Below are 14,918 nucleotides of genomic sequence, written 5' to 3' on the forward strand. Positions count from 1 at the left end.
ATACCGCTTACATTCAATAGGAAAACCCATTAGCCGAGGGTTTACCTCGGCTTTTTATTGGCCTGCGACTGCACCTTGTTTGGGCGTAGCAAGCCCCCAAGCAGCAGCCCACTGCCCAAACCACTCAGGTGCGCGGCATTGTCCACCCCGCCAAAGAGTCCCATCACAAGACTTGCAGTAACGAATAGGGTCAGATTCAGGGCGAGCGACATATTGTCCGCCAAGGGCAATAAACCCAACCATATCCAGATGATCAACACCCCAAATAGCCCCATGATGGCGCCCGAGGCACCTATGCTGATCGTCGCCTCATACCAGCCTATGCTGGCCATACTCGCCACTAAACCACAGCACAGATAGACCCAGAGTAAACGCCATTTGCCCAGCAGTGGCTCCAAAAACATCCCCGCAAAAAACAGCCCGTATAAGTTAAAAACCAAATGCATCAGGCCGCCGTGCAAAAACACATTACTGATTAAACGCCAGACTTGCTGCTCAAGCACCAACTGCCGAAGGTTAGCCCCCCAATCGAGTAACACACTGTTTGGTAAGGCGATAAGGTGCTGGCTGACAAAGGCCATCAATACAAATATCAAGGTGTTGATATAGAGCAAGATAGGCGTCATAACAAAGCCCTGCCGAGGTTTTAATTCGGCCAAAAAGCCATAGAGCTCTGCCTTAGGTTTTTCCATACTCAGCTGCGCAGCCAAGGGCTTAGACGCCTGCGTCTCATCCAGTTTTAGCATCAGACTCATCAACAACCACAGAATGGCCCCAAAGCTTAACCAAGCAAAAATCCACGCCAATTTATGGCCATTACGCGCCTCGAAGGGTTGATTCACAGGCATCAAGACGGTTTGATAACCCTCGAAGTAGACTGAGCTTTTTTGGGCTGCGGTGAGTAGTTGAGTGTAGCGGCTCGACGGGCCTATACGGTCAAGATAGATAAAGTCATCCGGGTTTAAGGCATTAAACTCCTGCTGACTCTGATGAATAAATTCCTGAAATAGCGATTCTTTCTCCTGCTGTTCGAGTCGATTACTGATCGTTTTCTCATAAACTTTGCCATACCATGCCAAGGCCTTAGCACCGACCCGCCAACTCTCATTGCGTTTAGCGAAAATCGGCATCGCAATATACAGGCTCATACGCAGCTCACTGTTGCCCTTACCTATGGGCTCAATATTACGCTGCACGCCTATGTGTTTTTTATCGATATAAAACTGATTTAATTGGTAATACTTGGTCTGCGGCTGGTGCAATAGTGCATTGATGGACTCGAGTTGAGTCAACTTGCCCGTTGCGCTATTAAGGTATTCCTGCGCCACGATAGTAGGCACCGCCAGCAACAGCACGGCAATCACAAAATAGATAAAACGGCTATTGCTCTTGGTAAAGCGGAATAACTTAAGCCTCGGCCTTAAATAGAAAAACAGCAAGGGCCAAGGCAATATCAGCGGCAGCCAGAAATTGATAATTGATTCGTCAATCCTCAGCCGTTGGAACTCAATAATCAACAACCAATGGAGCAAGCTGTAGCCTGAAACAAATAGTAGGCAGAGCAGTATAAAGGGCACATAGATCAACTGGAGTTTTTTTAAGATTAACGCCACACGCATATCATCCTTGAGAGAAAAATCCCGCCAATGATACGGCGTATCACCGCACAACGCACCCTTAGCGGGATGTTTGCTTGGTTTTTAGTGAAGCCAATCAATCCTCTACAACAAAAGTGCTAGGCAAATGCCAACAAAAAGGCCAGAACGATTCTGGCCTTTTTGTTGAATGGATAAGCAACTAACGCCTGCTTAGGTCTCACTGACTTTGGCAAACTGCTGCTGGCTGCGCTGCTTTTTATACTGTTTAGCTTCGGCAGGGATCGGAGTCACTTTGCCGGTTTCTAACCAGTTTCGTAAACGGTTGGCATCCGCCATATGGGTGTATTTACCATAGGCATCGAGCACCACAAAGGCCACTTGGCGTTTCGCCATTTCGGTACGCATCACTAAACAATGGCCAGCCTCATTGGTAAAGCCAGTTTTAGTGAGGTGAATATTCCAGTTATCTTTGTAAACCAAACGGTTAGTGTTTCTAAAATCGAGGCTGTACTTAGGTTTGCCAAAGGTGACGGTTTTCTTTTCGGTCGAGCTTAACTGACCTAACATCGGATAACCTTCGCTGGCCTTGAGCAACACTACTAGATCGCGGGCACTCGAAACGTTTTTCTCTGACAGCCCAGTCGGCTCCACATAGCGAGTATTCTTCATGCCTAGGGCTTTTGCCTTAGCGTTCATCGCCTTAATAAAGGCCTTATGACCACCGGGATAATGGTGGGCAAGACTCGCCGCTGCACGGTTTTCTGATGACATTAATGTCAGCAATAACATATCTTTACGGCTGATTTCACTGCCGATACGCACTCGAGAATACACACCGCGCATTTCCTTAGTGTCGTTGATATTGATGGCAAGCTTTTCATCCATAGGCAACTTAGCGTCTAAGGTCACCATGGCGGTCATCAGCTTAGTCACAGAGGCAATCGGCCTTACAGCATCGGGATTACTAGAATAGAGAATTTCGTTGGTTTTTAGATCCACCACCAGCGCACTATTGGCGGCCACCTCCTGCTGTTTTGCAGGGGCTTTTTTCGCCGTGGCGGTGCTTTTTGTAGTGACAGAGGCCGAATCGGCAGAATGCGCTGTCGCGGCAACAGTTAAACTGCTGCATACCAAGATAAAACTACCAAGCAGAGAAGGGATCTTCATGTAGATTTCACTGAGTCGTTAGATAAGTCGAATGTGCTACGCACAAGGTTGAAGCTAAGTATAAAAGGTCTGTGGAAAAAGGAATAGAATCCCAATCGACTTTTATCTGTAATATCAGCACTTTTTAGCCTAAATTTGCAGAAATTTTCTGAATTTTCATTCACTAAAACTTTCGCTAATTAAGTACTTAATACCAATAAAAATTCAATCAGCAATTATCAATACTAAAAACAATGTCATTTTCAGTATGACCATCCAAACAACTGCAATTAGGAGAGACTTTTTAGTTGTGACTCGTTAGCTATCAGACGAATCGCCAGCTCAATAAATGCCTCAAAGCGAGAAGGTAAAGGCCGAGTATTTTTATGCACTAAATACAACGACTCCTGCACTTTTTGCTCAAGTTCTACCGCCCATAGACTCTCCCTAGGTATAAAGGCGTTAACCGTAGTTAAAGGAAGCACAGTAAAACCAATGCCTTTAGCGACTGGCAGTAAGATTTGATTGAGCTGATTAACATATCCCCTGCGTGGGATCTGCTGGGCGATGCCACTCGCGTATCGCTGACTCCCGCGGGCATTGAGTGTCGCTTCAGCCTCGCCAAAATTGGCTCTGAGGACTTGCTGCAGATAATATTGTCCATCGGGATGATCAATAAAACCAATATGTTCCAGGCGTTCTTTGTCTAACGGCATACTTTGATACTGGCTTGGCAGCACTAAGGCTAACTCCGCATAGCCTATGGCTTGATAACTGAGCTCAGCTTCATCTGTGCGCTTAGTGACTATGCCCACATCGAGCTGGTTATTTAAAATGCCCGACACTATGCGTTGGTTCGGTGCCGCCTCTAACATCACATTCAAGCCGGGGTACTGAATTTGTCTCTCTAGAAAATGCGGATAGAGCAAACTTGCTATCGCCCCCGAGCAGCCAAAACGGCACTCTCCAATATAGCGATCGTCGATTTGCAATCGCGCTAACAGCTCTGTTTCGGCTCGCCGATATTCACGGGCATGTTGATAGAGAATGCTGCCCGCCTCTGTCAACTCAAAGCGCTTGCCCTGTCGCAGTATCAGGGACACACCCACTTGTTCTTCCAACTTTTTAATATGTTGGCTAACGCCTGGTTGAGTCATAAACAGCTTTTTAGCCGTCTGAGTAAAGTGCCCGACCTCAATCAGGGTCACGAAGGTCTGCAGCCATTGTTGATTCAGCATATGCACTCTCTATCGCTCATTTCTCCCATTAATAATAAACAAAAATTATCAAAACAAGAAAATTTGATAATTTTTAATTGTCAATCGAACATCATAAACTGACTCCATCGCCACTGAAGCTGTGATGATTCGGCTTTTGGGCACATAACATTCGCACTAGGAGTTAATATGAATACACCTTATCCACGCACCTTTTCGCATATTGGTATTTCGGTTCCCGATCTCGAAGCAGCGGTTAAGTTTTACACTGAGGTACTCGGCTGGTATCTGATCATGCCGCCAACAGAAATTATTGAAGACAACTCGGCAATCGGTGAGATGTGCACCGATGTATTTGGTCCTAATTGGGGTTCTTTTAAGATTGCTCATTTATCGACGGGCGACCGAATTGGTGTCGAGCTATTCCAATTCGCGAATCAAGTAAACCCTGAGAACAACTTTGAATATTGGAAAACTGGCGTATTCCATTTCTGCGTGCAAGATCCCAACCTTGAAGAACTTGCCGAAAAAATTGTCGCCGCTGGCGGTAAGAAACGTATGAAAGAGCCGAGATATTATTATCCGGGCGAGAAACCCTATCGCATGATTTATATGGAAGATCCCTTTGGCAATATCCTCGAAATATATAGCCATAGCTATGAGCTACATTATGCTAGCGGTGCCTATCAATAAATCATCACTAAAGAAGTTGTCCATACCATTTCATATTAAGTTGACCAAGATGTGATATTGGTATGGACGACTCGATAGCTCAAATAAAAACCAGCAGAAGATTCCTTCAACTAAAGCCCCTCTCACCAAGATCACAAAAATACACATTCCATCAATTTAAGCTACAAACCAATGGCTCATTGATACAACTTAAGTTATATTTCGCCACATCAGGAATAGTACGTTTAGCTTACTGATTTAAAAACATTTTCAGGCTGGCAATTAACCGTATGCGGTAACCTTTACTCGTGTCAGGATGATGTTTTTGTCTCCCCACGCAACACTATTCCTGATAACGAGTTGATGTCTACAGTGGACACCACTGGTTTTTATTATTTCAAAATTAGGGATTGATGATGTTAAAAAAACTGCTTACGCCAATATTGGCTGCTTGCCTATTCCTTTCTGGCTGCGCAACAGTACCAATGGCCTCAAAAGAAGAAGATGCAAAATTAAAAACATTCCAAAAACCAGCAGACAATAAAAGTGGTATTTATGTTTACCGTAATAGCTTTGTTGGACAGGCACTAAAGAAAAATATCTATATTAACGGTGATCTCATTGGAGAGTCGGCTAACAAAGTTTATTTCTTTAAGGAAGTTGAGCCGGGTGAACAAATGTTGTCGACTGAATCTGAATTCAGCGAAAACAATTTAACCGTAAAAACCGAAGGAGGTAAAAATTACTTCTTCGAGCAATATATCAAGATGGGTGTCTTTGTTGGTGGAGCTGGATTAAAAGCGGTTTCAGATACCGAAGGCATGAAAAACGTTCAAGAATGTAAACTGGCGAAATAGTCATTATTTATGCTTTGGCCAATAAAAAACCAGCCTAATGGCTGGTTTTTTATTGTTCGCTAAATGCTGGGGTTGGTGTTTAATCAACAACCCCAATCAGGCTTAGGCCTGTGGACGCATCGCTGGGAACAGGATCACGTCACGGATAGTGTGAGTGTTAGTGAATAGCATCACTAAACGGTCGATACCGATACCTTGACCCGCTGTTGGTGGTAAACCGTGTTCCAGTGCAGTGATGTAATCTGCATCGTAGAACATGGCTTCGTCGTCACCCGCGTCTTTCGCGTCAACCTGCGCTTTAAAGCGGCTGTCTTGGTCTTCAGCATCGTTTAACTCGCTGAAACCGTTAGCCACTTCACGGCCACCGATGAAGAATTCAAAACGGTCGGTGATGAAGTGATTGTCATCGTTACGACGTGCCAGTGGCGAAATGTCCGCTGGGTAGCCAGTGATGAAAGTCGGTTGCATTAACTGCCATTCAGCAGTTTCACCGAAGATTTCTTCTAATAGCTGACCACAGGTCCAGAACTTCTCGATCTTGATGCCTAGGCTGATCGCCAGTTCACGCATGAATTCAAGATCTTTCACTTGCTCGTAAGTCATGGCTTGGATAGTCGCGTTGTCAGGATTGTACTTCTGAATCGCTTCTAACATGCTTAAACGGGCATATGGGCCACCGAAATCAACAGTGTGCTCGCCGTATGGCATTTGCGCGCTGCCTAACAGTTCAATCGCGATAGAGCTTAACAGTTCTTCGGTTAAGTCCATCAGATCTTTGTAGTCTGCATAGGCCATATAGAATTCCATCATAGTGAATTCTGGGTTATGGCGTGGCGACAGACCTTCGTTACGGAAGTTACGGTTGATTTCGAACACACGCTCAAAACCACCGACCACTAAACGCTTGAGGTATAACTCTGGCGCGATACGCAGGTACATTGGCATGTCCAGCGCATTGTGGTGAGTGATAAATGGACGGGCTGAAGCGCCGCCTGGGATCACGTGCATCATTGGGGTCTCAACTTCCATGAACTCTTTTTTGATCATAAAGTTACGGATAGCAGCAACCACTTTTGAACGCATAACGAAGGCTTGACGAGATTCTTCGTTAACGATTAAGTCCACATAACGTTGGCGGTAACGGGTTTCTTGGTCGGTTAAGCCGTGAAATTTTTCTGGCAGAGGACGCAGTGCTTTGGTCAGCAGTTGGTACTCTTCCATGTTCACGTACAGATCGCCTTTACCAGACAAGTGCAACTGACCGGTTACGCCGATGATGTCACCGATATCCAGACCTTGGTAACGGTCTTTCAGATCCGCTTGAACGCCCTTTTCAGCGTAAGCTTGGATACGACCAGACACGTCTTGGATCACCAGGAATGGGCCACGTTTTGCCATGATACGGCCAGCGATGCTGGTTTTAAAACCTAAGGCTTCGAGTTCTTCCTTAGTGTTTTGACCGTATTTTTCCTGCAACTCAGCCGCTTTGTGGGTGCGACGGAAAGTATTAGGGTGAGCATTAGCGCTGCAGTTCGGGCGAATGCTTTCTAGCTTGGCACGACGCTCGGCAATCAGTTTGTTTTCATCTTGTACTTGTTCAGTCATCTTATTTCTCGTCTATACCTTTGAATTAATTACAGCCCTGATTTCAAACTGGCTTCGATAAACTTGTCCAGATCGCCATCGAGTACCGCTTGGGTATTGCGCGTCTCCACGCTAGTGCGTAAGTCTTTAATACGGGAATCATCCAATACATAAGAACGGATCTGGCTGCCCCAACCGATGTCAGATTTGGCATCTTCGGCGGCTTGTTTTTCCGCATTTTGCTTATGCATTTCTAATTCGAACAGTTTGGCTTTTAACTGTTTCATCGCCGAATCTTTGTTCTTGTGCTGTGAACGGTCGTTCTGGCACTGCACTACCGTGTTGGTCGGTAAGTGGGTAATACGTACCGCAGATTCGGTTCGGTTAACGTGCTGACCACCCGCACCCGAGGCGCGGTATACGTCGATACGTAAGTCAGCAGGATTGATATCGATGGTGATATCGTCATCAATCTCGGGGTAAACGAATACCGAGCAGAAAGAGGTATGGCGACGACCCGATGAGTCGAATGGCGATTTACGCACTAAACGATGCACGCCTGTCTCGGTACGTAACCAACCGAAAGCATACTCACCGGTGAATTTAATGGTCGCGCCCTTAATACCGGCGACGTCACCGTCGGTGACTTCCATCAGCTCAGGGCTGAATCCGTGGGCTTCGCCCCAACGCAGGTACATACGCAGTACCATGTTGGCCCAGTCTTGCGCCTCAGTACCGCCACTGCCCGATTGAATGTCTAAGTAACAATCGGAGGCATCATGTTGACCAGAGAACATACGGCGGAATTCGAGTTCGGCCAAACGGCTCTCTAAATAATCCAGCTCTTTGGTGGTTTCATTGAAGGTGTCTTCGTCTTCTTCTTCGATGGCAAGCTCTAGCAGACCTTCAACGTCTTCTAGACCGGCATCCATATCATCGATAGTTTTGACAACGGCTTCGAGGCTGGCGCGCTCTTTACCTAGGGCTTGAGCACGTTCTGGCTCGTTCCACACCTCAGAACTTTCAAGTTCACGGCTGACTTCTTCTAGACGCTCATGCTTAGCATCGTAGTCAAAGATACCCCCTAAGAAGCTGCGTACGCTCGGCAAGCTCCTTAATTTTGAATTTTACTGGATTAACTTCAAACATGGATTTTCAACTTCGCTTTATTTTTGCCGTTTCAATGGATTTTCCATCAAAGGAGGCGGCGATTAACAGTATTTGCAACCGCGCATTTTAACCTAACAACGGCTGTAAACCTAGGGCGTGTTGACACTTCAGGGCGATTTTATCAGCCTAAAAAGCACCGCTGGCGCCAGCAGATTAACAGACAAAGCCTAGTTAAGACTGTGATCCTACATGAAATAACCCGTTTCACGCCGCGTTCAAACATAAATTTGAGCAAGCTAAACAGTGATAATCACTAAAAACCTCAAAGGATTAAGCAAGATACAGATAAATCAAATGCAAAACACCAAGCAAATCACAACTTTCCACCAGTAAACCTTCATCAGCGCACAGTCTGATACGGGTTTGTGATGACAGCGGCAATTTAGCGTCAAACTTCCCCAGCCCATAAGCGTCTTCTAAAGCGCTCTAGTTATACTCAAACCCACCTTAAGCCTGCCGCTTTACGCCAATGCAGCAAGCACCCTACAAATATAAAAGGCCTTGGGATGATAGAACTTAACATCGACAATCACAGCGTCACGGCCGAGCCGAGCGAAACCCTATTACAGGCGGCCCGTAAGGCGGGCATAGCCATTCCGAGTCTGTGCGAACCAACGGATGCGACACGGCAATTAGGCGCAGCGCCTAACGCCAATAAACAGGACTGCAACCTCTGCTTAGTGCAAATCGAAAACACCGATGCCAGCCTGCGCTGCGTAAAAGCCTGTGAAACGCCCGCCGAAGCGGGCATGAAGGTCATCACCCAATCGGCATATTTAACCAAACAGCGCCAAGCCGCACTGAGCACAATTTTAAGTGACCACTTTGCCGATTGTGAGGCGCCCTGCCAGCAGGCCTGCCCCGCGGGCGTCGATGTGCAAACCTACCTCTACCACATTGCCCAAGGCGACCATACCCAAGCGATTAAAGTCATTAAAGACACCCTGCCGCTGCCGCTGTCGATTGGCCGAGTCTGCCCCGCATTTTGCGAGACTGAATGCCGCCGCGGCCTCGTCGATGACCCCATTGCCATTCGTCAACTTAAGCGCCACGCCGCCGATTTAGACTTGGCCGACGATGAACAAGGCGGCAGTTATCAACCAACACGCCTCGCAGATACGGGCAAAAAGATTGCCATTATTGGCGCGGGCCCGGCAGGATTAAGTACCGGTTATTACCTATCAAACCAAGGGCATAGTGTTGAGATTTTTGAAGCTATGCCCCAGGCGGGCGGCTGGCTGCGTTATGGGATCCCCGAATACCGTTTACCTAAGGCGATTCTCGATAAAGAAATCGAGCTGCTATGCCGCAATGGGTTAACCATTCATACAGATACTCGCCTCGGCCATGAAATTCATTTAGCCCAACTGGTCGCCGATTTCGACGCTGTGTGCCTTGCCATCGGCGCCCAAAAGGCGGTGCCGATGAACTATAAAGGCTCAGAACTTGCGGGCTGTTACCTTGGGGTGGATTTTCTTAAGGATCATTGCCTCGACAAACAATTGAAGTTAGGCAAAAAAGTCGCCGTGATTGGTGGCGGCAACACCGCCATCGACTGCGCCCGCACCGCCGTGCGCGAAGGCTGCGATGTCACCTTAATCTACCGCCGTACCCGCGCCGAAATGCCCGCCGAAGCCTACGAAGTACATGAGGCCGAAGTTGAAGGCGTCAAATTCCATTTCTTAACCAATCCCATTGAAAATCATAGCGATGCCAATGGACAGATAGAAGCTGTCACCTTCAGCAAAATGGCACTCGGCGAAGCCGATGCCTCGGGCAGACACGCGCCCGTGGACACAGGGGAAACCTTTACCGAGGCCTTCGATACCGTTATCGCCGCCGTCTCCCAAGCGCCAGATCTGAGTTTTATGCAGGATCCTTTAGGGCAACTCAGGCATGGCGAACTGGCGCTGAGCCGCTGGAACACCCTGATAGGCTGCGAGCAAACCATGTCATCGGGGGTAGAAAAACTGTTTGTGATGGGCGATGCCCGCCGCGGCCCAGCGACTGCCGTAGCCGCGATTGGCGATGGCCGTAAAGCGGCCATCGCTATTGATAAGATGCTAAAAATCGGCCTTAGCTGCGATTTACATGCCCATGAGTTTAACTCGGTCAAAACCATTCCAAACGCCCTCATTCCAAACGCCCTTAAGCAAACCGAAACAAGCTCAAAAGCAGGGTCAACGCTTTATCCCCATACGCCGCGTCAGCCGCGCTTGAAGATGCCCGAACTCACGGCGCTGCAACGGTTACTGAATTACAGTGAAGTCGAGTTAGGCTTTCCCGTAGATGCCGCCATGCAAGAGGCGGCTCGTTGCCTCGAGTGCGCCTGTCAGGCCAATACTGATTGTAAGCTGAGGGATTACGCCACGGATTATGGTGTCGAGGCCAAAAGCTTAGCCACTGAAAATGCACGGCATTTCAGTGTTGATAAGAGCGCACCCTTTATTCAATTCGATGCTAATCGCTGTATTAGCTGCGGTAAATGCGTCGATGTGTGTCAGCAGCAGAGCGGTCACTGCGCCATCCAATTTAGCCAAGATTCCTATCAGGCGCTGCCGCAGGAAATGACTCAACACATGGAGCGCCGCGCGCCGAGAGTTGGCTTTAGTGCGAGCATGGCCGATAGCCAGTGTGTGCAATGTGGTAACTGTGTACAGGTTTGTCCGACGGGCGCACTGGTCGATGCGCGGGATAAACGCCAAGGCGATAGCACAGAGTTAAAAACAGCCTCGACGATTTGTACTTACTGCGGCGTGGGCTGTCGCCTCGACCTTAAAATCGACCCTAGCGCCAATCGCATTCGCCATATCGAAGGCAATAAGGACTCGGTCGTTAACCAAGGCATGCTGTGTGTTAAGGGGCGTTTTGGCTTCGATTTTATTCACAGCGACAAACGTCTCACTACGCCACTAATACGTAAAAACGGCGAGCTGCAACCGAGTAGCTGGCCCGAAGCCATCGCCTATGTGGCAAAACGCTTAACCGAGATAAAACAAAAAGATGGCAGCAATGTCCTCGCCAGCCTCGCCTCGGCCAAAGCCACCAACGAAGATAACTTTGTGCTACAAAAGTTCGTTCGCAGTGTTCTTGGCACCAACAATATCGATCACTGCGCCCGCCTATGCCATTCATCAACGGTAACAGGCTTGCAGCAGAGTATTGGTAGCGGCGCAATGACCAATGATATTCCGAGCATTAAGGACTCGGACGTCATCTTTATCTTAGGTTCAGACACCACCTGCGCCCATCCGATTATCGCCTCGAAAATTCAGCAGGCGGTGATGCAGCACGGCGCGCGTTTGCTGGTTGCCGATCCGAAGCGGGTTGGCATTGCCGAAAAGGCCGAGCTGTATGTCGCCCACAGACCGGGGACGGATGTGATGCTGCTCAACGCCATTATGGCGGAAATTATTCGTAACGATTGGCAGGATAAAGACTATATCGCCCGGCGTACCGAAGGCATTGAGGCCCTCTATGCGGAGTTAGCCAAGGAGGATTACTCCCTCGAAAACGCGGCGCTCATCACGGGCGTAAAGGCCGAAGACATTGCCCGCCTCGCGCGCACCATAGGCACGGCGCAAAAGACCGCGGTTTACTACGCCATGGGGATCACTCAGCATACGACTGGGCACGATAACGTCACGGCTATCTCTAATTTGCAGCTACTTTGCGGCAATATTGGTGTGTCAGGCGCGGGGATTAACCCACTTCGCGGCCAGAGTAACGTTCAAGGGGCTTGTGATATGGGTGCATTACCCAACTACTTCACAGGCTATCAAAAGGTCACGGATATTCATGCCAGAATGCGCTTCGAAAACCACTGGCAAACGCCGTTATCGGGGGAAATTGGCGTCACCGCAACCCATATGATGCACGATATTGCCAAGGGCAACATTAAAGCCTTATATGTGATGGGGGAGAATCCCGTGCTCAGCGACCCCGACCAAGCCCATGTGCTTAATGCCTTGAGCCAAATCGAGTTTCTGGTGGTGCAGGATATCTTTTTAACCGAGACGGCCGAGCTTGCCCATGTGGTCTTGCCCGCCGCCGCATTCGTGGAAAAACGCGGTCACTTTACCAATACCGAGCGTCGGGTACAGCGACTCGAGCAAGCACTCGCCTCACCGGGTGAAGCCTTGCCCGATTGGCAGATAGTACAAGCGGTCGCTAATGCCATGGGCGCTAACTGGGATTATGCCAACGAAGAAGCTATCTGGGGCGAGATCAACGAGCTCACCCCGCAGTATCGCGGTATTCGCTGGGACAGATTAAGTGCCAATGCAGAAGGTCGAATCTCCCAAGGGATTCAATGGCCCTGTCCGGATGAAACCCATCCCGGGACGCCGATTATGCACCAAAGCCAATTCACTCGAGGCTTAGGCTTATTTACCCCCGTCAGTTATCGCCTGCCTGCTGAAATGCCCTGCAACGAGTATCCGCTGACGCTGTCGACGGGACGGCTATTGGAGCAATTCCACACGGGCACACTCACCCGTAAAACACCAGGGCTGGATCTACTCGGCGCGCCTAAGGTGATGATTTCTGTCTATGATGCGGAGCAACTGGGGATCCATAACGGCGATAAACTTCGCCTCACCACCCGCCGCGGTGAGATTGAAATCGATGCCTTTGTGACTAAACGCGCCCAAGCGGGCGTGCTGTTCCTGCCGTTCCATTTTGTGGAAGCAGCGGCGAATAAGCTCACCATCAATGCGCTCGACCCTGTAGCTTATATTCCCGAATATAAGGTCTGTGCAGTCAGGGCTGAAAAGGTGACTGCAAAGATGAGTGAACCAGCCTAGGGCTGCATAGCAAGCATAAAATTAAGCCCAAAGATGAACATAAAAAACGGGAGACACTGTCTCCCGTTTTTATTCGCTAAATTAATTAATTGCTTAATTAACTTGCTTAATTAGCCGAGTTAAATCTTAAACTGCCCTACTAATTTACCCAGGTTAATCCCCTCCTGAGACACGGTTTGACTCACCTTGGCCGCATCTTCACTGGAGTGGAGCAGCTCGTTAACGATCTCTTGGATGGCATAAACGTTACGGTTGATTTCTTCGGTCACAGAGCTTTGCTCGGTCGCCGCCGTCGCAATTTGGGTACTCATATCGTTAATCGCAGTCACTGCCGATGTCACCGAGCCTAAGCTTTCCGAAATAGCGCGGGAAGAATCCACCGAGCGCACGCAGCTCTGCTGGCTCTCGTCCATGGTTTTTACCGCCAAGGCCACCAGCTTGTGGAGTTCTGAAAGCATTTCATTGATTTCTAAGGTGCTTGCCTGAGTCCGGCTGGCAAGATTACGCACTTCATCGGCCACCACGGCAAAGCCACGCCCTTGCTCACCGGCGCGGGCAGCTTCAATCGCCGCGTTAAGGGCCAGCAGGTTGGTTTGCTCGGCGATGCCACCAATCACAGACAAGACACTGTTAATCTTTTGCGATTGCTCGCTTAGGGACTTAATGCTGCCCGCGGCATTATTAATTTGCGCCATTAGACCTGCAATCTCTTCGAGTGAGGCATCGACGCAGCGCTGCGCATTAGCCACATCACCTGTAGCAGCTTGGGTCGCCTCGGCCACTTGGGTGGTATTTTGCGCCACTTCACTCGCGGTAGAGGACATCTCGGTAATGGCCGTCACCACTTGGTCTGTCTCGTTGTTGTGGCTCAGCAGTTGGCTCGACATCACTTTGGTTTGGTCGTGAATCGCATTCGCGGCGGATTTCACCTTAGCCGTGGCGTTGGCCACATCGCCAATAATGGTTTGTAGCTTATCGACGAATAAGTTAAAGGCTTGACCTAACTGAGCAATTTCATCCTCGCCCTTCACGCTTAAGCGTTTAGTTAAATCCCCTTCTCCCTTGGCGATATCGTTCAGACTATCCGCCATATTTTTAATCGGCACCACCATACGATGGGCTGCAACCATAATGATAAAGGCCGTGATCCCCGTCAGCACGAGAGCAATTAACAGGATCATGAAGGATTTATCGGCCATTTGTTCGGTCACGGTTTGGCGGTAATCCTCCACCACGGCTTCGATATCGTCGATATAGGCCCCAGTACCGAGCATCCAGTCGGTACCCGGAACCATCATCACGTAGCTAATCTTCTCGATTTGCTCGTTGGTATTGGGCTTTTGATAGTAATAGGAAAAGTTACCGTCGCCGCGTTTGGCCGCATCCAACAAACCGACGATGATCTTAGTACCGCGAGGGTCTGTCATATCGATTTTGTTTTGACCTTCGAGATTCGGCATTAAGGCGTGGAAAATGTTTTTACCTTGGGAATCATAAATAAAGAAATAACCAGCGCTGCCAAAACGAATATCACGCAGGGCTTGGTTCACATTGCCTTGATCCTTGAGGGACAGTTGATATTGCACGATCCCGGCGGCAATTTCGGTCGCTTCTTTGATTTGTTGTTTACGTTCGCCAACCAGTTTAGTCCTAAAGGTCACTACTTCTTCCGCGAGGGATTCTTGTTCGACATAGTAGGAAACGGTCATGAGCACTAACAGGGTCAAAATGAGGGGAAACAAAGACAACAGCAGTAATTTATTACGCAGGCTTAAATTCGACATGCTTGCTTACTCCAGGGTGATCGAGCTTATATTTTTTTATATTTATGAAGTATAGCCAAAACAGTGCAATATCTTTGCGTTTAAC

General features: G+C 48.5%; 9 protein-coding genes. 3 read left to right on the forward strand and 6 right to left on the reverse strand.

Annotated features, from left to right (window positions below):
* Nucleotides 1–41 precede the first annotated feature (41 nt).
* From N7386_RS17090 to N7386_RS17100, 3 genes are all read right to left on the reverse strand, one after another.
* A complete protein-coding gene (locus tag N7386_RS17090) occupies nucleotides 42–1,619 on the reverse strand; it encodes a rhomboid family intramembrane serine protease (RefSeq protein WP_279769914.1) in 1,578 nt (525 codons plus the stop codon).
* 189 nt (nucleotides 1,620–1,808) lie between these two features.
* Entirely contained in the window at nucleotides 1,809–2,765 is a 957-nt protein-coding gene (gene pbpG, locus N7386_RS17095) for a D-alanyl-D-alanine endopeptidase (RefSeq protein ID WP_011621623.1), read from the reverse strand.
* Nucleotides 2,766–3,034: 269 nt separating this feature from the next.
* Nucleotides 3,035–3,982 carry a LysR family transcriptional regulator gene (locus N7386_RS17100; protein WP_279769917.1) on the reverse strand — a complete coding sequence of 316 codons (948 nt, stop codon included), beginning with the start codon at nucleotides 3,980–3,982 and terminating at the stop codon, nucleotides 3,035–3,037.
* A gap of 168 nt (nucleotides 3,983–4,150) precedes the next feature.
* Between N7386_RS17100 and N7386_RS17105 the strand changes: the two genes are divergently transcribed.
* Together N7386_RS17105 and N7386_RS17110 are read left to right on the forward strand one after the other, a co-directional pair.
* A complete protein-coding gene (locus N7386_RS17105) occupies nucleotides 4,151–4,654 on the forward strand; it encodes a lactoylglutathione lyase family protein (RefSeq protein WP_099456919.1) in 504 nt (167 codons plus the stop codon).
* A 395-nt stretch (nucleotides 4,655–5,049) separates the two neighbouring features.
* Complete coding sequence (locus tag N7386_RS17110) at nucleotides 5,050–5,490, forward strand: DUF2846 domain-containing protein (RefSeq protein WP_041412771.1); 441 nt, start codon at nucleotides 5,050–5,052, stop codon at nucleotides 5,488–5,490.
* A 102-nt stretch (nucleotides 5,491–5,592) separates the two neighbouring features.
* Here N7386_RS17110 and lysS read toward each other — a convergent pair whose 3' ends face one another.
* Together lysS and prfB are read right to left on the reverse strand one after the other, a co-directional pair.
* Nucleotides 5,593–7,095, reverse strand: a complete 1,503-nt coding sequence (gene lysS, locus N7386_RS17115) for a lysine--tRNA ligase (protein ID WP_011621622.1) — start codon at nucleotides 7,093–7,095, stop codon at nucleotides 5,593–5,595.
* Between the two features lie 29 nt (nucleotides 7,096–7,124).
* A protein-coding gene (gene prfB / locus N7386_RS17120) for a peptide chain release factor 2 (RefSeq protein WP_161629216.1) occupies nucleotides 7,125–8,223 on the reverse strand; the annotation gives its coding sequence in 2 pieces (ribosomal slippage) (nucleotides 7,125–8,147 and nucleotides 8,149–8,223; 1,098 coding nt in all).
* 527 nt (nucleotides 8,224–8,750) lie between these two features.
* On the opposite strand from prfB, the gene fdhF reads away from it, so the two are divergent.
* Complete coding sequence (gene fdhF / locus N7386_RS17125) at nucleotides 8,751–13,049, forward strand: formate dehydrogenase subunit alpha (protein ID WP_086902672.1); 4,299 nt, start codon at nucleotides 8,751–8,753, stop codon at nucleotides 13,047–13,049.
* 119 nt (nucleotides 13,050–13,168) lie between these two features.
* On the opposite strand, the gene N7386_RS17130 is transcribed toward fdhF, so the two are convergent.
* Complete coding sequence (locus tag N7386_RS17130) at nucleotides 13,169–14,833, reverse strand: methyl-accepting chemotaxis protein (protein ID WP_086902671.1); 1,665 nt, start codon at nucleotides 14,831–14,833, stop codon at nucleotides 13,169–13,171.
* Nucleotides 14,834–14,918: the final 85 nt, after the last annotated feature.

Origin of the sequence: Shewanella sp. GD04112 (genome assembly GCF_029835735.1) — a bacterium.
In the GTDB taxonomy this organism is placed as follows: domain Bacteria; phylum Pseudomonadota; class Gammaproteobacteria; order Enterobacterales; family Shewanellaceae; genus Shewanella.

Excerpts from the sequence above, each read along its gene's own strand:
- pbpG (WP_011621623.1), bottom strand. The coding sequence starts at position 2,765 with ATGAAGATCCCTTCTCTGCTTGGTAGTTTTATCTTGGTATGCAGCAGT.
- N7386_RS17110 (WP_041412771.1), top strand. The coding sequence starts at position 5,050 with ATGTTAAAAAAACTGCTTACGCCAATATTGGCTGCTTGCCTATTCCTT.
- N7386_RS17130 (WP_086902671.1), bottom strand. The coding sequence starts at position 14,833 with ATGTCGAATTTAAGCCTGCGTAATAAATTACTGCTGTTGTCTTTGTTT.
- fdhF (WP_086902672.1), top strand. The coding sequence starts at position 8,751 with ATGATAGAACTTAACATCGACAATCACAGCGTCACGGCCGAGCCGAGC.
- N7386_RS17100 (WP_279769917.1), bottom strand. The coding sequence starts at position 3,982 with ATGCTGAATCAACAATGGCTGCAGACCTTCGTGACCCTGATTGAGGTC.
- lysS (WP_011621622.1), bottom strand. The coding sequence starts at position 7,095 with ATGACTGAACAAGTACAAGATGAAAACAAACTGATTGCCGAGCGTCGT.
- N7386_RS17105 (WP_099456919.1), top strand. The coding sequence starts at position 4,151 with ATGAATACACCTTATCCACGCACCTTTTCGCATATTGGTATTTCGGTT.
- N7386_RS17090 (WP_279769914.1), bottom strand. The coding sequence starts at position 1,619 with ATGCGTGTGGCGTTAATCTTAAAAAAACTCCAGTTGATCTATGTGCCC.